Here is a 19,557-nt window from a genome sequence, read left to right on the forward strand (position 1 = left end):
CGATCAATTCCCCGCCTGGGTTTGCGGCAAGAGATAGCCGGTTGTCGAATGGTCGAGGACGAGATAGCGGGCGGCAACGGCCTTGACCTCATCGGCGGTGACCTTGCGGATGCGATCCGGCCATTGCTGGACATCCTGCACATTGCCGCCCGTGGCCAGCGTCGAGCCGTAGATGTTCGCCATCGAATCCTGCTTGTCGCGCGCGAAGATCATTGAGCGCACATATCGATCCTTGGCCTTTTCCAGTTCCTCGCTGGTCACGCCATCCTTGGCGATGCGCATCACCTCGGCGTCGACAGCCGCCTCGACATCCGCCAACTTGGCATCGCCGCGCGGCGCGCCGTAGACGGTGAAATTGGTGTCATCGAGCATGGTGCCCTGGAAAAAGGCACCGGCGTTGGACGCAATGCCCTGCTTGACCACGAGCTGCTGGTAGAGCCGGCTGCGCGTCCCGCCACCCAGGATTTCGGCCAGCAGGTCGAGCGCTTCCGCTTCGCCATCCTTGCCTGAGTGGTAGGATGGAACCACCCACTGCTTCGAGAAACTCGGCACGCTGACGCGGGCGTCGGAGAGCGTCACCGTGCGCTTGGTGTTCTGCTCCGGCTCGATCGGGCGAACGCGCGGTGGCAGATCGGGACCACGCGCCACCTTGCCAAAGGTCTTCTCGGCCAGCGCCTTGACCGCATCGGGCTCGACATCGCCGGCCACGATCAGCACGGCGTTGTTGGGCCTGTAGTATTTGTCGTAGAAGGCGGTGGCGTCGGTACGGTTCAATTGCTCCATCTCCTGCATCCAGCCGATGACCGGAATGCGGTAGGGCTGGTTCTGCCAGAGTGTGGCATCAACCTCTTCATCGAGCACCGCTTCGGGGTTGTTGTCGATGCGCATGCGACGCTCCTCGAGGATCACGTCGCGCTCGGTCTTGATGACATCGTCGGTCAGGATGAGATTGCGCATCCGGTCGGCCTCGAAGCTCATCATCTGTTCGAGCGCCTGCGGCGCGACCGTTTCGTGGAAGGCCGTGTAGTCGTAGGACGTGAAAGCGTTGTTGGAGCCGCCAATGTCGGACACGGCGCGGTCGAACTCACCGGCCGCATGGTTGGTCGTCGCCTTGAACATCAGATGCTCGAAGAAATGCGCGATGCCGGATTTTCCCGGCGGCTCGTCGGCGCTGCCGATCTTGTACCAGACCATATGGGTGACGATCGGCGCGCGGTGATCGGGGATGACCACGACTTCCATGCCATTGTCGAGCAGGAAATCCGTCACCTTCCCCTCGCCCGGCGCGGAATCGGCCAGCGTCGGACCGGTTGCCGCGAAAACCAGCGATGTCGACAGCAACATTGCCCGCAGCCATTCAGCCTGAAATGTCATCAATGGCTCCGGTTTTCATGGTCGGACGATAGGCAGGTGCCTGCGACATGCAAAGTGAATTGTTGGTCATGTTGCCGGCAAAGGAGGCCGTAAAGAGGCCGAGTTCAGCAGGCCTCGATGAAGCGGATGACCGTCTCGCCATAATTGCGCTCGTCGATGACAGAGAAGCCCGGGCCGGCATCAAAGGCCGCCGCCGCAGCCTCCTCGACAACGCAGAGCGCGCCGGGACGCAGCCAGCCGCCGGCCTTCGCCGACTGCAGGGCGCGTTCGCCAAGGCCCTTGCCATAGGGCGGATCGGCGAAGACGAGATCGAACGGGGCAAGCGTGCCCGCCTCGCCCAGCGCGGAGGCGTCGCGGCGAAATATCTTGGTGCGCCCAGTCAGGCCAAACGTCTCGACATTGTCGCGGATCAGCCCACGGCCTTCCGCCGATTCCTCGATGAAGACGCCGTAAGCCCCACCGCGCGACAAAGCCTCAAGGCCGAGCGCGCCAGTACCCGCGAACAGATCCAGCACGCGCCCGCCCTGCAGCTTGTCGGAAAACCGATGCGCCAGCACGTTGAAGACGGCCTCGCGGGTGCGATCGGTGGTCGGGCGGATCGCGTTGGTGCGCGGCGTCGCCAGCGGACGCCCGCGAAACTCACCGCCAACGATTCTCATTTTGCCCTGAACCTCATTTCGCCCTGGGCCTCATCTCGTCCTGGGTCCCTTGGGGCCGCTGCGCGGCCGCTCACCGCCACCGGCGCCGCCCGGACGCTCGCCACGTGGCTTGCCGAACGGCTTTGCACCAACCGGCTTGCCGTAAGCCGGTTTGAACGAGGCCTTGCGCGCCTTGGCATCGGCCGCCTTGGCCGCATCGGCCTCGGCCCTGCCCTTGCCGATCGGCCGCGCGCCCGGCGCCATCCAGACATTGGCCTTGCGCTGACCCGGCGGGTCTATCGGCTTCTGCTCGCGTTCGGATTTCTTGCCGCCAAAGCCACCGCGCGGCTTGTCGCCAAAGCCGCCACGAGGTTTGTCGCCGAAGCCACCACGGGGTTTGTCGCCGAAACCGCCGCGCTCGGGCCTGGGGCCACGCTCGCCAAAGCTCTTCTCCGGCCCCGCGCTTCTGTCGGGACTTGTCGACAGCTTGCCCAGCGCTTCGTCGCGGCTGTTCTCGCGGCGCTTGCGGTTCTTGATCAGGCCACCCTCGCCGATCGGACGACGCTCACCATCGCGGGTGAATTTCGGCCGCTCGGGCTCTTCTTCGCGCACCGCCTCGCGCCGCACCGGCTTGTTGGAAAACGGCTTGGTGATCTCGGCGTCGAAATTGGCCCCGGATTCCTCGACCAGCCGCTCACCGAGCTGGTCGCGCAGCACGCGGCCCTTGATCTCCAACACATGGCCTTCGCGCAGATCCTCGAGCTGGAACGGTCCGTAGGAAATGCGGATCAGGCGCGTCACGTCGAGACCAAGCGCGCCGAGAATGTTCCTCACCTCGCGGTTCTTGCCTTCGCGTAGGCCAAGCGTCAGCCAGGCATTGGTGCCCTGCTCGCGGTCGAGCGTCGCTTCGATGGCGCCGTAGAAGACGCCGTCGACGGCGATGCCTTCGCGCAGGCCGGCAAGCGCGCTTTCCTCGACCTTGCCGTGGACGCGCACGCGGTAGCGCCGCAGCCAGCCGGTGGCCGGGAGTTCGAGCACGCGCGCCAGTCCACCGTCATTGGTGAGCAACAGCAAGCCTTCGGTGTTGATGTCGAGCCGCCCGATTGTCATCAGTCGCGGCAAATCCGTCGGCAGCACGTCGAAGACGGTCTTGCGTCCCTCGGGGTCGCGGTTGGTGGTGACCACGCCGGCCGGCTTATGGAACAGGAACAGCCGCGTCCGCTCGATTGGCGGGATTTCCATGCCATCAAGATGGATGACGTCGCCGGGCATGACATTGAAGGCCGGCGAGGACAGTGCCTTGCCGTTGACCTTGACGCGGCCAGCCGCGATCAGTTCCTCGGCGTCGCGGCGCGAAGCAAGGCCGGCGCGGGCCAGCCGCTTGGCGATGCGCTCACCGGCTTCCTCGGTCGCTTCAGCTGGGCGCGGGCGCGGCTTGAAGCCACCGGCTGATGCTCCTTGAGGCCGATCGCCGGCAAAATCACGCTTGGGACGATCCGCGAAGTCTCGCTTGGGACGATCGCCGGTGTCGTGCCGAACACGATCGCCGGTGTCACGCGGCGCGCGATCGCTGAAATCGCGCTTGGGGCGATCAAAGCGCCTTTCGCCACTCTCAGCCGCCGCAGCCGGCCGGTCGCCGCGCGGCGCGTAGGGTTTGCGTGGTCCTTCCCGCTTTTCATAAGTCTTGCCTTCGGGGCGTGGTCCCTTGTGGAACGGCCTTTCGGCGCGCGGTGCGTCGCCTTCGCCAGTCGCGCGCGGCTTGTAGGTGCGTGCCGGGCGCTCGCCGTCGGCGGCCATCGGCCGATCGCCACGTGGCGCATAGGGCTTGCGAGGACCCTCCCGCTTTTCATAAGGCTTGCCTTCGGGGCGTGGTCCCTTGTGGAACGGCCTTTCGGCGCGCGGTGCGTCGCCTTCGCCAGTCGCGCGCGGCTTGTAGGTGCGTGCCGGGCGCTCGCCATCGGCTGCAACTGGACGATCGCCACGCGGCGCATAGGGTTTGCGTGGGCCTTCGCGCTTTTCAAAAGGCTTGCCCTCAGGGCGCGGCCCCTTGCTGAACGGCTTGTCGCCGGCCTTGAAGTCACGCTTCGGCCGCTCGCCATCCGCCGCCATTGGACGGTCGCCACGAGGCGCGTAGGGTTTCTTCGCGCCGAAGGACGGCTTGCCGCCCTTGCCTGGTGCGCCGTCGCGGCTGCGCGGCCCCGCCGATTTCGTGCCGTGGGCCGGACCCTTTTTGGGCCGGAATTTCTTGTCGTTGTCGTCCATGTGGCCTTTGTCCGTTTGCGCTGCTACAGCGTGGCGCATCCTTTCGGACGCGCACAGGACGCCGTAGCACTTTTGATTTTGCGCATGATCCTTTCCGAAAACCGAGTCCGATTTTCGGATTGTGGGCTAGATAACAGGATCGCCGTCGAGTGGCGAGGAGATAATCGGAATGGAAACCGCGTGAAGCGGCCGGATTTCATGGCACTGGCGCTGAAAGAGGCCGAGGCCGCCGCCCTGCGCGGCGAAGTGCCGGTCGGCGCGGTCATCGCCAGCGGCGCTACCGTCATTGCCAGCGCCGGCAACCGCACCCGCGAACTTGCCGACCCGACGGCGCATGCCGAGATACTGGCGATCCGGGAGGCCTGCCGCAAACTCTCAAGCGAACGGCTCACCGGCCATGATCTCTACGTGACCCTGGAACCCTGCGCCATGTGCGCGGGCGCCATTTCCTTCGCCAGGTTACGCCGCCTGTATTTCGGTGCCACGGACGAGAAGGGCGGCGCGGTGGTCAATGGCGTGCGCTTCTTTGCCTCGCCGACCTGCCATCACGCGCCCGACATCTATCCAGGCATTGGCGAAAGCGACGCCGCACTTCTTCTGAAAGATTTCTTTCGCGAGCGGCGCGCCCCCTGACCGGGACAAGCAACGCTCCCTGCACCACGCTCTCTTAGAGCGAAGGCAGCCAGTCGAACCAGCCACTGCCCTTCTTGCCTTCCGCCTCCTTCTTGAGGCGACGTTCCTTCTTGTATTCATCTTCGCCGAGGTCACCCTGCGGCGCGGTGTCGGCGGCGACACGATAGGCCACCGGCGGTTCGCTGAGATACTTGCGGGTGTTCGGATCGCCCTGCTTGCTATCGGCGAGACGGCGCTGGATTTCGGCGGCGCGGCCCTTGTCGGAATCCGCCGGGGTCCATGCTGGCGGGTGGCTCGAGGCCGCATCCGCCATCGCTTTCTTCACCGAAGCCGGATCGGTCTGGACGTCATCGACCATTTGCGATTGATACGACGGATCGTTCTGGTGAGCGGTGGCATCGGCACGCAGACGTGCGCGACGCTGTTCGGGCGATTCGGGCCATTGAGCGCTGGCGGTCTGGATGCTTTCCTGCGGGGCCGGCAGCGCTTCCTTCTGCCCTGGCGCCGGCTTCACCAGCGTCGGACGCGGCTTGTAATCAATCGGGGTCTTGGTCTTCGGCGCGAATGAGAACGCACCGGTGATATCGCCAGCCAGCTGCGCGCCGGCGGTCTTGTCGGTTCCGTAGGTGGGCGACCCCACGCAACCGGACAGAGCGAGGCCCGATACGACAAGCGGCGCCAGCAGCGCAAGGCGCGCGTTATATCTCTCGGTCATATCAAAAAGTCCCACTCTAGACAGCCTCTCGATCGCCACCGGGCAAAGTCCGGTCCCCATCGCATATGCTCTTCCAACGGAAATCCGGCGACAATTTGTCTTCCGGAGTTTCGCCTATCTATCTCAACCACTCGTTAAGGGCAACGCGCGGACGGCCACAGGTCGCCCGCAGTGGCATTTGTGCACCTGTTTGGTGGCTCAAATCCGTCCCAACGCCTTCAGCTCATGCAGAACCGCGGCATCGCGGGCCGAAACATCCGGGAATTCCGCATCTTGCCCGACATCGGCGGTGTAGCGCCACGAGCGCGCGCACTTCACCAGGCCACGATCCTCGGCCTTCTCGACCACGACGGCAACGCCCTTGACGTCGTCGAGCGCGAAGGCGCCCGCAGGTGCCTTGCCATGAACGATGACCAGATCGCTGGTGATGGCCATCTCCGCCATGTCGACATCGGCGATCGCCGCTTCGAGCGCGGCATCGTCGAGCGCGACGACAGGCACCGCCTCCAGCGACGAACCGATGACCTTCTGGGCCCGGGCAATCTCAAGCGCGCCGGTGACGACGCGACGCACCTGCCGGACCTTGCGCCATTTCTCCGCCAGCGCCTCGTTCTTCCAGTTCGACGGAATTTGGGGAAACTGGTCGAGATGCACCGAGACGGCGTCCGGATGTCGGTCGAGCCAGGCTTCCTCGGTGGTGAAGGGCAGCATCGGCGCCAGCCACTTCACCAGGCAGTCGAACAAATGCCGCACCACCTGCACCGAGGCCTTGCGCTTCACGCTGGAAGGCCCATCGCAGTAGAGCGCGTCCTTGCGGATGTCGAAATAGAAGGCCGACAGCTCGACGACCATGAAATCGAGCAGTGTGCGCGTGACGCGCTTGAATTCGAAAGCGTCGTAGCCCGAGCGCACGACTTCATCCAGCTCGGCCAGCCGGTGCAGCATCAACCGCTCCAGCTCCGGCATTTTCTCCAGCGGCACCTCTTCGCCATCGTCATGGGCGAGCGTGCCCAGCATCCAGCGGATGGTGTTGCGCAGCTTGCGGTAGGCGTCGATGTTGGTCTGCAGCACGTTCTTGCCGAGCCGCTGGTCTTCCCAATAATCCGTCGTCACCACCCACAGCCGCAGGATATCCGCGCCCGACTGCTTGATGACGTCTTGCGGAACCACCGTGTTGCCGAGCGACTTCGACATTTTTCGCCCGTCCTCGTCCATGGTGAAGCCATGGGTGACGACGGTGTCGTAAGGCGCCCTGCCCCTGGTGCCGCAGCTTTCCAGCAGCGAGGAATGGAACCAGCCGCGATGCTGGTCGGAACCCTCGAGATAGACGTCGGCCGGCCATTTCAGGTCGGGGCGGTCTTCCAGCGTGAAGGCGTGCGTCGAACCCGAATCGAACCAGACGTCGAGGATGTCCATCACCTGCTTCCATTTGGACGCGTCGTGATTGCCCAGGAAACGCTCCTTGGCACCAGCGGCGAACCAGGCGTCGGCGCCTTCCGCCTCGAAGGCATCCATGATGCGCTGGTTGACCGCTTCGTCCTTCAGCACATTGCCGTCCGCGTCGGCGAACACGGCAATCGGCACGCCCCAGGCGCGCTGGCGCGACAGCACCCAGTCCGGGCGCTCCTCGATCATGGCGCGGATGCGGTTCTGGCCGGCGGCCGGCACGAAACGCGTGTCGTCGATCGCCTTCAGCGCGCGGCTGCGCAGCGTGGAGCCGTCGCCGAGGTCCTTGTCCATGTAGACGAACCATTGCGGCGTGTTGCGGAAGATGATCGGCTTCTTCGACCGCCAGGAGTGCGGATAGGAGTGCTTCAGCCGGCCGCGCGCGAACAGCGCGTTGCGCTTGATCAGTTCGTCGATGACGGCCTGGTTGGCATTGCCCTTCTTGCCGTTGTCGTCGATGACGCGGGCTGGCCCACCCTCACGGTCGGGGCCGAAGCCCGGCGCGTCCTTGGTGAAGAAGCCGCCATCATCGACTGTGAACGGGATCGCGGCGTCGATGCCGCGTGCACGCAAGTCCGACGCAGCATCCATCCAGGCGTCAAAGTCCTCGCGGCCATGGCCAGGCGCCGTGTGGACGAAGCCGGTGCCGGCATCGTCGGTGACATGGTCGCCGGCCAGCATCGGCACCGGAAATTCGTAACCGCCGCCGAAACCCTTGAAAGGATGCGAAAGCACAAGGCTTCCAAGCTCTTCGGTGCTGACGTTGCGAAGATGATTCAAGGTGACCTTGGCCTTGTCGGCCGACGCCTCGGCCAAAGCCGCGGCGAAGATCAGCTTTTCGCCGGGCTGCGGGCCGAAAGCATTCTCCGCGGCCGTGACCTCGTAGAGGCCATAGCCGATGCGCGGCGAATAGTTGACGGCACGATTGCCGGGAATGGTCCACGGGGTGGTCGTCCAGATGACGACATGAGCCTCCAGCAAGTCCAGGGACTGCCCGCTCAGGCCCGGAAACAATGTCGCGGATTCGGCATCCGGAACGCTAGCGATGGCGATATTGGCCACCGGGAATTTCACCCAGATCGTATCGCTTTCATAGTCCTGGTATTCGACCTCGGCCTCGGCCAGGGCGGTGCGCTCGACAACGCTCCACATCACCGGCTTGGAGCCGCGGTAGAGCTGGCCGGACATGGCGAATTTCAACAGCTCGCCGGCGATGCGCGATTCGGCGTGGAACGCCATCGTCGTATAGGGATTCTTGAAGTCGCCGATGACGCCGAGACGCTGGAACTCGCCGCCCTGCACCGAGATCCAGTGCGCGGCGAACTCCCGGCATTCCCTGCGGAATTCATTGACCGGCACCTCGTCCTTGTTCTTGCCCTTGGCGCGATACTGTTCCTCGATCTTCCATTCGATCGGCAGGCCGTGGCAGTCCCAACCCGGCACATAATTGGAATCATAACCGCGCATCTGGAACGAGCGGGTGATGACGTCCTTGAGGATCTTGTTCAGCGCATGGCCGATATGGATGTTGCCGTTGGCGTAGGGCGGCCCGTCATGCAGCACGTATTTCGTGCGGCCGGCCGCGCTTTCGCGCAGTTTTCGGTAAAGGTCCATGTCCTGCCAGCGCTTGACCAGCACCGGCTCCTTTTCCGGCAAGCCGGCGCGCATCGGAAAATCCGTCTGCGGCAAGTAAAGCGTCTTGGAGTAATCGATTGTCGAATTGTTGGGCGTTTCGTCGGTCATTGCTCTGCCATGTGCGTGCCCGGCCAGACGGCCTGCGGCGTTGAGGTCTTCGCTTTGGCGCATATCGATTCCCCAAAACCGGAGCCACTTTTGGGCGATATGCGTTGATGATCTGGAAAGCGCGAGAGGCCGCGCGCAAGATTCCCGGCGGTTCCGGCAGCACTCAGGCTGCCCGAAACACCGGGCCGGTAATTCGTATCGCAATGGCGATGAGACGCGAAAAGCTCGTCATAAGCGGGCTTTTAGCGGACAAAGAGGCAAGAATAAAGCGTCTCTTGCTGGATTCGGCTACATCGTGAAGTCGAAGCGATAGGTGGTCGACACGCCGATCGTGAACTGGTTGCGATCACCACGCTCCCTGACCAGGCTGGAATCGGCCGCCGGACCCATGAGGCGGGAGTATTCGCCGAACAGGCTGGCCGTCATCGGGTCGGTCACCTTCCACGTTATGGCGCCGCCAAGGCCTGTCGATTTCAGCCCCCCGCCCGGATTGTATTCGCTGAGGCCGGAGGCCGCGGCCTCCTGCGCATTGACGCCGTAATAGGCATCGAAATAGTTGGCGGAGGCGAACGAGACGCGCGGTCCGCCCGAAATCCTCACAGTGGGCGTCACGTCGTAGAAGGCGTCGGCGGCGATGTCGGCGACAAAGCCATTATGGGCGCGAATGCCGTGCCGCAACTCGGCGCGCGCGCGCAGCCAGTCCGTCGGATAGAATTCGAAGAAGCCACCGACCTCACCGCCCCAGCGCACCGGGTCGAGACCCTTCAGCTCGTCGTCGCTGCTGCGCGAGAACAGGAACTTGCCGGTCAGGCCGGCCCTCACCCCGCCGTCGTCGATCAGCGCCAGCGAGATGTTGTCGTTGCGGGAAACGAAGCGGGCCTGCGGGCCGGCCTTGCCCAACGAAATGATTGGCGAGGCGCTGAGCAGGTATCTCTTGCCGCCCTCGAAACTCGGCGCGACCATGCCGGTCGCCCCGAGCGTCAGGTACCAGTCGCCAGACATCCAGCCAAAGGCGCCGTCACCGGCCTCGGCGACGCCGGTCGCGCCCAGCATGAAGGTGGCCAAAACCACCGGAATCGTCCTGACAGAACGCATTGTCACTCCGTACACATACAAGGCCCGTCTTGATAGCAAGCCTTTGCGGTGGGTTGGTAAAATTTGATTTAAATTCGACAGGGATGCTCCGGCTTTTTTGGCGTGTGCCCGCCGCAAGACGCTCGCTGGACGGGCAAGGCCTTCGAGGCTAACCTCCGTATCGGCAACATGCCAGGACATTCAATGGAGATGGCGGCGATGACCCTGAATGGCGATGTTCTCAAAACTGCGATTGGCCAGACACGTGCGAAATGGGGATGGTTCGTCGCGCTCGGCGTGCTGCTGCTCATCTTCGGCGCCATCGCATTCGCCAATCTGTTCATTGCCACGGTCGCCTCGGTTTATGTGGTCGGCTGGCTGATGCTGATGGCGGGTGTCATCGAGATCGTGCATGCCTTCGGCGTGAAGACTTGGGGGCGCTTCTTCTACTGGCTGCTGAGCGGACTTCTCTATGCGGTCGCCGGCTTCTTCGCCTTCGACAATCCGTTGCTGGCCTCCACCGTGCTGACCTTGCTGCTGGCGGTCACACTCATTGCTTCCGGCGTGCTCAGGGCCTGGGTCGGCTTCAGCCACCGACCGGAGAGCGGCTGGGGCTGGATCGTCGCGGCCGGCCTCATCAGCGCGCTTGCCGGCCTGATCATCGCCATGGGCTGGCCGGTCAACAGCGTTTGGGTGCTCGGGCTTTTCCTGGCGATCGATCTGATCTTCCAGGGCTGGACTTTCATTGCCGTCGGCTTGGCCCTTAAGAAGTAGATCCCGCGCGGAAGAAACCGTTCAAAAAGCCATGGCGGCGTCGAGTTCGGAAAGCGGCTTGACGCCAGCCAGGAGTGCCCGCGCCTCGGCTTCGTCGCGCTTCATCTGCGCGACCAGAGCATCCAGTCCATCGAACTTCACCTCGGATCGCAGGAAGCCGAAGAAGGACACCGCACAGATCTCGCCGTAGAGATCGCCGGAGAAGTCGAAGACGAAGGTTTCCAGAAGCGGTGCGCCATTGTCGTCAACTGTCGGGCGGCGGCCGAAACTGGCGACGCCATCATGAAGCGTGCCGTCGGCGCGGCGAAAGCGGACGGCATAGATGCCTTCCTTCAGATTGGTTTCCGGCGAGAGCCTCATATTGGCGGTCGGGAAGCCGAGCGTGCGACCGAGCTGCTGCCCGCCGATCACCTGACCTTCAACTGTAAAACGGTAGCCGAGCAGCCCGGCAGCCTCGGCAACTTCACCTTCGCACAACAATGCGCGGATGCGGCTCGACGACACCACCTCGGCCCCCTCGTCGCGGAAGGCGTCGACCAGCGTGACGCCAAAGCCGTGACGCTCGCCAGCCGCCATCAGGTAGGCAGGGCCGCCCTGGCGATCCTTGCCGAAGTGGAAATCGAAACCGGTCACGGCATGGGTAACGCCAAGATTTCCATCCAGCACGTCGGTGACGAAAGACTCAGCCGACAAGGAAGCAAAGTCACGATCAAAAGGCTGCTCGACGAGCGCGGCAAAACCCAGTCTTGCAAGCAGCCGCGCCTTCATTTGCGGTGGCGTCAGCACGAAGAGCGGAACGTCCGGCCTGAACACCTTTCGTGGATGCGGCTCGAAAGTCAGCACCAGGGCTGGCGCGCCGCGCCGGCGCGCCTCGGCCAGCGCACGGTCGAGCACCGCCTGATGACCGCGATGAACGCCGTCGAAATTGCCGATCGCCACGACACCGCCGCGCAAATGCGCCGGCAGCGGCGAAACAGCCGAAATGTGTTCGAAGGCGTTCGTCATCGGCCGACCCTATCGCAGTCTCGGAATGACGGCGACGGGCCGATAGCCGTGCTTTTCGAGGAAAGCGGCGAGCATGACGGGATCAGGTCGCTGCGAATCCCCATAGTCGCGGGCATGGATGCCACCCGACACATAGAGCACGTCGAGGCCGTTGTCGGCGGCTCCTTTCACATCGGTCATCATGCCGTCGCCAATAGCCAGAACTTCCTTTCGTTCGATCGGACGGCCAAGAATGTCGGCGACCTCCGCCAGCGCAACCGCATAGATCGGCGCATGAGGCTTGCCCGCGATCAGCGTGCGGCCACCGAGTTGCGCATAGTCGCGAGCCAACGCCCCGGCGCACCATATGATCCGCTCACCGCGCTCCACCACGATGTCGGGGTTGGCGCAGATGAAAGGCAGGTTCCTGGCGCGCAACCGTTGCAAAAGCTCGGCATAGTCCTCGGGCTTTTCCACCTCGTCGTCGAACAGGCCGGTGCAGACCACGCCGGACGCCTCGAATTCCTCGACAAGCTCGACGTCGAGATCATCATAGATGGTCAGATCCCGATCGGCGCCGATATGGAAGATCTTTCGCGGCCCTTCAGCGATCAGGTCGCGCGTGACGTCACCGGAGGTCACCACACGGTCGTAAGCACCTGCGGGGACACCGATCGCGTTCATCTGCGCCACCACATCAGTATTCCTGCGCGGTGAATTGGTGATCAGGACAACAGGTATTCCCGAATTGCGCGCGGCCTCCAGAGCGGATGCCGCCACGGGGAAATGACTTTCGCCGTTGTGGACCACACCCCAGACATCGCAGAGGATCGCCGAATAACCCTTCGACACATCCGTGAGCGAGCCGATGATTTCAGGCGAATCCGCCATGTTGCTTCCTTGAATCGTGATCATTGCGAGAGCCATCGCCGACGGTCCGCCACGGCCCGGTTCGAATTAACCGAACCGCTTCACGCTGTCACCAGCTTTCACCAGACGACGTGGTGCGTCAGTGGTGGCATCCCGCCTTGGCCAGATGGAGGCGAAACGCGATATGGTTAGCGGCTGCTGAACAGCAGCACCGTTCTTCGAGGTATTTCAGCAACCTGAAATTTAATGATTAATGAGATTGTTGCGCCAGCAGGTGGGTCTTGCTGCGGGGCACTCAAGAACATGATTGGCAAATTCGGCCGGGATCGGCGCGGAAACTTTGCGTTGGTGACCGCCATCAGCCTGGTGCCGATCATGGGTGCTGTGGCGCTGGCGGTCGACTATGCGGAACTGGTGCGCCAGCGGCAGGTTACCCTGAACGCGCTGGATGCAGCCGGCATCGCGTCGGCCCGACAAATTGCATCTGGTGCCACTGATAGCGACGTCAAGGCCTATGCCAAGACCTTCTTCGAAACAAATCTGGCGAAAATCGACCCGGCCAACACGGCCCTTACCGTCACTTTGCCTAACAACAATACAGGCGGCGGAACCCTAAAACTCTGTTCTTCCCTGACATATCATCCTTATTTCCTGCCGGCTGCGGCCATGTTGATTGGTGGATCCGCAAACTCTACCCAATTCAGTTTCTCGGCATGCTCTGAGGTCCGCCTCAAGAACACGCTAGAGGTTGCGCTGGTGCTCGACAATTCCGGGTCGATGGACACTCTTGGCTCCGGGACCGGCCAGAAGCGCATAGACCTTCTGAAGAAAGCTGCAAAGCAGCTGGTCGATACTATGGCAGCTCAGGCTCAGCAGATGAGGCAGATCGACCGGCCAGTCCAATTTTCCCTGGTTCCGTTTTCGGCGTCGGTCAACGTAGGCCCCACGCACGATCAAGACGATTGGATGGACCGGGACGGCATCTCCCCGATCCAGCACGAGAATTTCGACTGGACGACGATGACCTCAGGCAACGATGCAAATAAATACGCCCAGAATGTCAACGGTGTCTGGTACAAGCGCGGTGCCAGCTGGGGCGACACCAAGGACCAGAAGCTGACCCGTTTCAGTCTCTATGCCGACATGACGGTCGAATCCGGCCGTGAGGAAGTGCCCAATTCAAAGCAGTATATCTGTGATACATACAAGAAAAATGGCACGTGCAGCAGCGGTCATTGGACCACCCCGCAGTACATCTACACCACCAGCCGCTACGCAAGCTGGCAAGGTTGCGTAGAGGCGAGGCCTTCGCCATACAATAACGACGACACCACGCCGGATGCTGCCAACCCGGCCACACTCTTCGTTCCCATGTTCGCACCGGATGAGGCCGGTACGCTATGGCGCGATTTCAACAGGGACGGCACCAACGACGTCGACAGCCTGTCTTACAACTACAGCAACAACTGGTGGGCTGATTGGCCCTACTACACCGGAACTCCGACCGCTGTGCAACGGCAGTCCGACATGCGCAAATATTTCCTGATCAAGCCCTATGGATCCACGTCTGCAGCCGCGGGGGATGGTCCGAATTCGGGCTGCACGACCAGTCCGATCACGCCGTTGAAGGACGTGACCCAGGCAGCGGAGAAACAGGAGATCGACGATGCCATCGATGCCATGGCGTCGACCGGCAACACGAACGTGCCAGAAGGCCTGGCCTGGGGTTGGCGGACGGTATCGAGTAACGAGCCCTTCACCGAGGGGCGGCCGAACACAGAAAGGGGCAACGACAAGGTAATCATTGTATTGACCGATGGCGCCAACACCTACAGCTCCGTCAGCGATGCCAGCTATGCGAAGAACAGATCGACCTACGCCGCCTACGGCTACACGGGTCTGACCTACCCGGGCTCGGGAAGCGTCACTCGCTTGTTCATGAACACGAGCACCGCGATCGGCAAGACCACCTACACGGATAGTAACTACACGGCGGCGTTGGATGAGCAGATGCAGACCCTTTGCACCAATGCAAAGAATTCAAACATTCTGGTGATGACGGTCTCGCTTGACCTCAGCACGACAAAAACCGCCGACAAGAAGGCCATAGCGGCGCTCACTGCCTGTGCTTCTGATTCTCGCTTCCGCAAGGACCCTGCCAATCCCAGCAAGCCAGCCAAGCTGTTCTGGAACGCGACCGGGGCGACACTGTCGGACAATTTCAAGGAAATCGCCGACGAACTGTCGAACCTGCGTATCGTCGGCTGACCCCGAGAAATCCTGCCGTGGACCACCCCGCTCCCGGCAGGGCGCTTCATCAAGGTTCGAAGACATCCTACACACGACCTGCCGCCGTGGTTAGCGTTGGGTGAAGCGCCGACCAAGCAATCGAGCATTTTCCCACACTCGCCCTTCAGCGTTTTCTGAGACCTTGCCGGCATTGCTGATACGACGGCGGGGGCCGCTTCAAGACATGTGGGAATTCTGGCGCCAGTTCTGCCGCGACAGGCGCGGCAACTATGCACTCATGACCGTACTGGCCATGATTCCGCTGGCGGGTGGCCTCGCGCTGGCGGTCGACTTCACGGAGATGAACCGGCAGAAGCAGATGGTGCTGAACGCGCTCGACGCAGCCAACGTCGCCACCGCGCGACGGCTGGTCGAGGGCGCCACGGACGACCAGTTGAGGGCCTACGCGCTCGACTTCTTCAACGCCAACCTCAACAAGGTCAACCCAGCCAACACCACGCTCAATGTCGTGCTGCCAAGCAACAGCACAGGCGGTGGCTTGATGAAGATGAGCGCGCGGCTGGACTACCAGCCCTATTTCTACCCCGTCCTTGCCCAGCTTGTCGGTCAATCCCAAGCGGATGGAAACAAGAAGATCAGCTTCGATGTCGCGTCGGAAGTGCGGCTGAAGAACACGCTGGAAGTAGCCATGGTGCTCGACAATTCCGGATCGATGACCACGCCGGGCACGGGTTCGGGACAAAAGCGCATCGACCTTCTCAAGACCGCGGCCAAGCAACTGGTCGATACGCTGGCCTTACAGTCCGCGCTGATCAAGCAGATCGACAAGCCCGTCCAGTTCAGCCTCGTGCCCTTCGCGGCCTCGGTCAATGTCGGCACCGGAAACGACAATGCGGCGTGGATCGACACCTATGGATTGTCGTCGTTGCACCACGAGAATTTCGACTGGTCTACGCTGAGCGCGGCGAACAAATATGCTCAGAAATCCAACGGCATCTGGTACAAGCGCGGTACTGGCTGGGGAGTGGAAGAAGGGCAGATGCTGACCCGGTTTTCGCTCTATCGCGACATGAAGGTCGTCACCAGCCACGAGCGCATCGTTGGAAGCAAGCGTGTCGTCTGCGACGAATATCGCTCCAACCACACATGTGCCCGCAGCCACGACGAGTTCGACTATATCGACACCTACGGGCCTTTCGCCAGTTGGCAAGGCTGTGTCGAGGTACGGCCTTACCCCCACAATGTCAGCGACACGCCGGCCTCCGGTGGTCCCAACAATACCGGCATTGGCGTCGGCGATCCCGCAACGATATTCGTGCCGATGTTCGCCCCGGACGAACCTGGCAACCATTGGAAGGTGACGCAAGATCCTGATGAGGACAGGCCGAAGACCTACGGCGCCGCGAACAGCTGGTGGAACGACGACCCGTCGAGCACCACCGGCAAAAACCAGCAGCGCAACATGGCCAAATACTTCATGCCGCGGCCGATCGATGCGCCCGTGCTCGGCAAGGGCGCCGGTCCCAACTACAGTTGCACGACAACGCCCATCACGCCGCTGACCGATGTCAGCAAACCGGATGGCCTGACTGCCATCAAGGCGGCGATCGACCTGATGACGCCGAATGGCAACACCAATGTGCCGGAAGGCATGGCCTGGGGCTGGCGCACCGTGTCCAGCGGCGAGCCCTTCACCGAAGGGCGGCCGGAGACGGAAAAGGGCAACGACAAGGTCGTCATCGTGCTGACCGATGGCGAGAACACTTATTCGGTTCCAGGCAGCGATCCCGCCGGCAACAAGTCCACCTATGCAGCCTACGGCTACACGGGCCTCGGCTACAACAGCACTTCGGTCACCCGGCTGTTTGGCGGCACATCGAGCGCCATCGGCCAGTTCAATTATTCGAACAGCAACTACACAGCCGCGCTCAACGAACAGATGACGACGCTTTGCAACAATGCCAAGGCAGCCAACATCATGGTCATGACGGTGGCACTCGACCTATCGCTGACCAATGCCGGCGACAAGAAGGCAATCGAGGCGCTCAAGGCCTGCTCCTCCGAGTCGCGATTCCGCAAGGATCCGGCAGACCCGACCAAGCCGGCCAAACTCTTCTGGAATGCCACCGGCGCTTCGCTGTCGAACGATTTCAAGGAAATCGGCAACGAACTGTCGAACCTGCGCGTCGTCGGCTGATCAGCCAACAACACCCTCTGGCGCAATGACTGGCGTCGCGATGTCCTTGCGCGCCGGCGCTGGCCCGGGCACATATCCAGCGCTCGTGAGATCACACTTTTTGGATTCCGCCTTGGTCGTCGGCGAGCGTGAACATGCTTCATCGCCACGCGCCAGACACGGCGTGGCCGGAGATCAAGGCAATGCCCGACACCGCCAACCATATCGCTTTCGCGCTGGTCTGCCTCGGCATGGTGCTGACGCCCGGCCCCAACATGATCTACCTGATCTCGCGATCGCTGTCGCAAGGGCCTAAGGCCGGGCTGATCTCGCTGGGCGGCGTGGCGCTTGGCTTTCTGTTCTATGTACTGTCGGCGGCGTTCGGCATCACTGCGCTGCTGATGACGGTTCCCCTGGCATACGACGCGCTGCGCTTTGCCGGAGTGCTCTATCTGCTGTGGCTGGCCTGGCAAGCGGTGAAGCCGGGCGGTCGTTCGCCTTTCCAGGTTCGCGAACTGCCGAAGGACGGGCCGCGCAAGCTGTTCGTCATGGGCTTGGTGACCAATCTGCTCAATCCGAAGGTGGCGGTGCTCTATCTGTCGCTGCTGCCGCAGTTCATCAGCCTCGGCAAGGGACACGTACTGTCGCAGCTTCTGGTGCTTGGCGCCACGCAGATATCGATCAGCCTCACCGTCAATTCCATCATCGCCGTGACGGCCGGCTCGATCGCGACCTTCCTCGCCGGCCGGCCGCTATGGCTGGTCATCCAGCGCTGGATGATGGGCACGGTGCTGACCGCGCTTGCGCTAAAGATGGCGACCGAGGCGCAGCGTTAACCTGCGTTCAGACGCGCGCTACATCGGTCGCCTGATTTGCTGCGCCCGCTCCGGCTCGACCACCTTGCGGTAGAGATGCCAGGTCGCGTGGCCGAGGATGGGCATGACCACGGCAAGCCCGGCAAACAGCGGGATCGAGCCGACGACCAGCAGCACTGCGACCAGAAGCCCCCACAGCGCCATCATAAGCGGATTTGCCATCACTGCCCGCGCGGAGGTCTCGATTGCCGACACCGCGCCGACATCGCGATCGAGCATCAGCGGAAAGGCGACAACTGTCGTCGCCAGCACGATCACGGCAAAGACGAAGCCGGCGGCGTTGCCGAGCAGGATCAGGGTCCAGCCGCGGCTCGTCGTCAGCACCTCGCGGATGAAGCCACCGATCGAGGCCGGCGGCTGGTCGCCAAACAGGCTTGTGTAGATCGATTGCGCGGTGAACATCCACAGCAGGAACAGCGCCAGCAGCATGATGCCGATCACCGCGATCGAGGGCAGTGCTGGCGAATGCCGGACATTGAGTGCGTGCCGCCAGGAGGTGTTCATGCCGAGCTCACGCCGGCGGCTGATCTCGTAGAGGCCGATCGCGGCGAACGGGCCGACGAGCGCGAAACCGGACATCAGCGGGTAGATGAGCTGGATGGCATTCGCGCCGGACGTCCACTGCGTTAGGATCAGGCCAACGATCGGATAGATCAGGCACAGGAACACGTAGTGCGAAGGTTTTGCCCAGAAATCCTCGGCGCCGAGACGCAGGGCGTCCCTCAAATCGTCAATGGTGATGCGTCGCACCGTGGGCTGCACGTGCATCCCACGTGCGTCCGCCATGACATGAAAGCCGGCCATAACCTTCCTCCCGTGTGTCGGGGCGGTCACCGCCAGGATGGCCGCCCATAGCTGCCACTTCTCGTACCAAGGGATGATAGCCGATTTGGCAAGGGTTGTCGCCAAATGCTTGGACAGATGGCGGCAAGACGTGCGATCTGCCGCGGACAAATCAACAGGCACCGCGCGGCGCAAGACACTGCAAGTTCCGCGCGGCTGAATGCGGCCGAGGTGTTCTAGGCGGCGAAGCGACCAATCACTTCGGCCAGCGGCACATGGCCAAGGCAGGCTCCCGAACCCGCCGGCATGGAGCCGTCCTCAACGGACTGCGCGTATTGCACCGCCGGATCGCTTTCGATCCGGCGACGCAAGGCAGCCAGTTTTGGATAGGCCGCCCCTTCGACCGCCTGGTGGAACTCAGCCCAGCGCGCCACGCCGATCAAAGTTGTGTCAGCCAGGGTCAGGTGCTCGCCGACCAGAAAGTCCGTGTCGGCAATCATTGCCTCAAGGCGGTCGTGGCGATCGGCGACACCCTTGCGGCCAAAATCACGCAGCGTCGCCAGCAGCGCCGGATCGGCCGAAACCATCTCGAATGCCACCCAGAGCGGACTGAAGGCCGCCGTGAAACCGGTGTTCACGAAAGCCATCAGTTGATGCATCCGGTCGGCATCGGGAGAGCGAGGATCAAAGCTGATACGACGCTGTGTATCACGTGCCTCAAGCCACGCGGCGATGGCCATGGTCTCGGTCAGAATTCGGCCTTCATCGGTGATCAGCACCGGCGTTTCCTGACGGCCGTTGATACGGGCATAGGCGTCGTTCTTCATGTCAGCGAGCATGTCGACACGACACAGACGGTAGGGTTGCCCGACGCGTTCAAAGGCAGCGACGAGACCCAGCGAGCTTCCCGCCGGGAAGCCATAAAGGAGGATAGGTTCCATTTGTTGTCTCTTCCATGAT

General features: G+C 62.6%; 15 protein-coding genes. 5 read left to right on the forward strand and 10 right to left on the reverse strand.

Features of this window, described 5'->3' with window-relative positions:
* Positions 1-3: 3 nt before the first annotated feature.
* The 3 genes from ABVQ20_RS10730 to ABVQ20_RS10740 form a co-directional block, all read right to left on the reverse strand.
* The gene (locus tag ABVQ20_RS10730) at positions 4-1,374 is read right to left on the reverse strand and encodes a M16 family metallopeptidase (RefSeq protein WP_354459469.1); all 1,371 of its coding nucleotides are present in this window, start codon (positions 1,372-1,374) and stop codon (positions 4-6) included.
* A 104-nt stretch (positions 1,375-1,478) separates the two neighbouring features.
* A complete protein-coding gene (gene rsmD / locus ABVQ20_RS10735) occupies positions 1,479-2,033 on the reverse strand; it encodes a 16S rRNA (guanine(966)-N(2))-methyltransferase RsmD (protein ID WP_354459470.1) in 555 nt (184 codons plus the stop codon).
* A gap of 30 nt (positions 2,034-2,063) precedes the next feature.
* The gene (locus ABVQ20_RS10740) at positions 2,064-4,274 is read right to left on the reverse strand and encodes a pseudouridine synthase (protein ID WP_354459472.1); all 2,211 of its coding nucleotides are present in this window, start codon (positions 4,272-4,274) and stop codon (positions 2,064-2,066) included.
* A 180-nt stretch (positions 4,275-4,454) separates the two neighbouring features.
* On the opposite strand from ABVQ20_RS10740, the gene ABVQ20_RS10745 reads away from it, so the two are divergent.
* Positions 4,455-4,907 carry a nucleoside deaminase gene (locus ABVQ20_RS10745; RefSeq protein ID WP_354459473.1) on the forward strand — a complete coding sequence of 151 codons (453 nt, stop codon included), beginning with the start codon at positions 4,455-4,457 and terminating at the stop codon, positions 4,905-4,907.
* Positions 4,908-4,941: 34 nt separating this feature from the next.
* On the opposite strand, the gene ABVQ20_RS10750 is transcribed toward ABVQ20_RS10745, so the two are convergent.
* The 3 genes from ABVQ20_RS10750 to ABVQ20_RS10760 all read right to left on the reverse strand — a co-directional run bounded on the left by ABVQ20_RS10750 (position 4,942) and on the right by ABVQ20_RS10760 (position 9,906).
* The gene (locus ABVQ20_RS10750) at positions 4,942-5,622 is read right to left on the reverse strand and encodes a hypothetical protein (RefSeq protein ID WP_354459474.1); all 681 of its coding nucleotides are present in this window, start codon (positions 5,620-5,622) and stop codon (positions 4,942-4,944) included.
* 198 nt (positions 5,623-5,820) lie between these two features.
* Entirely contained in the window at positions 5,821-8,811 is a 2,991-nt protein-coding gene (ileS, locus tag ABVQ20_RS10755) for an isoleucine--tRNA ligase (RefSeq protein ID WP_354459475.1), read from the reverse strand.
* 288 nt (positions 8,812-9,099) lie between these two features.
* On the reverse strand, positions 9,100-9,906 hold the full coding sequence (locus tag ABVQ20_RS10760) for a MipA/OmpV family protein (protein WP_354459476.1): 807 nt from the start codon (positions 9,904-9,906) through the stop codon (positions 9,100-9,102).
* Between the two features lie 198 nt (positions 9,907-10,104).
* Here ABVQ20_RS10760 and ABVQ20_RS10765 point away from each other — a divergent pair, with 198 nt between their 5' ends.
* Entirely contained in the window at positions 10,105-10,659 is a 555-nt protein-coding gene (locus tag ABVQ20_RS10765; RefSeq protein ID WP_354459477.1) for an HdeD family acid-resistance protein, read from the forward strand.
* A 21-nt stretch (positions 10,660-10,680) separates the two neighbouring features.
* Here the strand turns inward: ABVQ20_RS10765 and ABVQ20_RS10770 are convergent, their stop codons facing one another.
* Complete coding sequence (locus ABVQ20_RS10770) at positions 10,681-11,664, reverse strand: bifunctional riboflavin kinase/FAD synthetase (protein WP_354459478.1); 984 nt, start codon at positions 11,662-11,664, stop codon at positions 10,681-10,683.
* Positions 11,665-11,673: 9 nt separating this feature from the next.
* A complete protein-coding gene (locus tag ABVQ20_RS10775) occupies positions 11,674-12,534 on the reverse strand; it encodes a TIGR01459 family HAD-type hydrolase (protein WP_354459479.1) in 861 nt (286 codons plus the stop codon).
* Between the two features lie 282 nt (positions 12,535-12,816).
* On the opposite strand from ABVQ20_RS10775, the gene ABVQ20_RS10780 reads away from it, so the two are divergent.
* From ABVQ20_RS10780 to ABVQ20_RS10790, 3 genes are all read left to right on the forward strand, one after another.
* Positions 12,817-14,781 carry a pilus assembly protein TadG-related protein gene (locus tag ABVQ20_RS10780; RefSeq protein ID WP_354459480.1) on the forward strand — a complete coding sequence of 655 codons (1,965 nt, stop codon included), beginning with the start codon at positions 12,817-12,819 and terminating at the stop codon, positions 14,779-14,781.
* Positions 14,782-14,986: 205 nt separating this feature from the next.
* A complete protein-coding gene (locus ABVQ20_RS10785; RefSeq protein ID WP_354459481.1) occupies positions 14,987-16,960 on the forward strand; it encodes a pilus assembly protein in 1,974 nt (657 codons plus the stop codon).
* A 182-nt stretch (positions 16,961-17,142) separates the two neighbouring features.
* The gene (locus ABVQ20_RS10790) at positions 17,143-17,775 is read left to right on the forward strand and encodes a LysE family translocator (protein WP_354462156.1); all 633 of its coding nucleotides are present in this window, start codon (positions 17,143-17,145) and stop codon (positions 17,773-17,775) included.
* Positions 17,776-17,793: 18 nt separating this feature from the next.
* On the opposite strand, the gene ABVQ20_RS10795 is transcribed toward ABVQ20_RS10790, so the two are convergent.
* Positions 17,794-18,618, reverse strand: coding sequence for a DUF2189 domain-containing protein (locus ABVQ20_RS10795; protein WP_354459482.1), 825 nt, complete (start codon positions 18,616-18,618; stop codon positions 17,794-17,796).
* A gap of 215 nt (positions 18,619-18,833) precedes the next feature.
* Positions 18,834-19,538 (reverse strand): glutathione S-transferase family protein, encoded by a 705-nt coding sequence (locus tag ABVQ20_RS10800; protein WP_354462157.1) that lies wholly within the window; start codon positions 19,536-19,538, stop codon positions 18,834-18,836.
* Between the last annotated feature and the right edge of the window lie 19 nt (positions 19,539-19,557).

It is taken from the genome of Mesorhizobium shangrilense (genome assembly GCF_040537815.1).
GTDB lineage: Bacteria > Pseudomonadota > Alphaproteobacteria > Rhizobiales > Rhizobiaceae > Mesorhizobium > Mesorhizobium shangrilense.

Coding starts and splice junctions, on each gene's coding strand:
- ileS (WP_354459475.1), bottom strand. CDS start 8,811: ATGACCGACGAAACGCCCAACAATTCGACAATCGATTACTCCAAGACG.
- rsmD (WP_354459470.1), bottom strand. CDS start 2,033: ATGAGAATCGTTGGCGGTGAGTTTCGCGGGCGTCCGCTGGCGACGCCG.
- ABVQ20_RS10740 (WP_354459472.1), bottom strand. CDS start 4,274: ATGGACGACAACGACAAGAAATTCCGGCCCAAAAAGGGTCCGGCCCAC.
- ABVQ20_RS10770 (WP_354459478.1), bottom strand. CDS start 11,664: ATGACGAACGCCTTCGAACACATTTCGGCTGTTTCGCCGCTGCCGGCG.
- ABVQ20_RS10750 (WP_354459474.1), bottom strand. CDS start 5,622: ATGACCGAGAGATATAACGCGCGCCTTGCGCTGCTGGCGCCGCTTGTC.
- ABVQ20_RS10760 (WP_354459476.1), bottom strand. CDS start 9,906: ATGCGTTCTGTCAGGACGATTCCGGTGGTTTTGGCCACCTTCATGCTG.
- ABVQ20_RS10775 (WP_354459479.1), bottom strand. CDS start 12,534: ATGGCGGATTCGCCTGAAATCATCGGCTCGCTCACGGATGTGTCGAAG.
- ABVQ20_RS10795 (WP_354459482.1), bottom strand. CDS start 18,618: ATGGCCGGCTTTCATGTCATGGCGGACGCACGTGGGATGCACGTGCAG.
- ABVQ20_RS10780 (WP_354459480.1), top strand. CDS start 12,817: ATGATTGGCAAATTCGGCCGGGATCGGCGCGGAAACTTTGCGTTGGTG.
- ABVQ20_RS10730 (WP_354459469.1), bottom strand. CDS start 1,374: ATGACATTTCAGGCTGAATGGCTGCGGGCAATGTTGCTGTCGACATCG.
- ABVQ20_RS10790 (WP_354462156.1), top strand. CDS start 17,143: ATGCCCGACACCGCCAACCATATCGCTTTCGCGCTGGTCTGCCTCGGC.
- ABVQ20_RS10800 (WP_354462157.1), bottom strand. CDS start 19,538: ATGGAACCTATCCTCCTTTATGGCTTCCCGGCGGGAAGCTCGCTGGGT.
- ABVQ20_RS10765 (WP_354459477.1), top strand. CDS start 10,105: ATGACCCTGAATGGCGATGTTCTCAAAACTGCGATTGGCCAGACACGT.
- ABVQ20_RS10785 (WP_354459481.1), top strand. CDS start 14,987: ATGTGGGAATTCTGGCGCCAGTTCTGCCGCGACAGGCGCGGCAACTAT.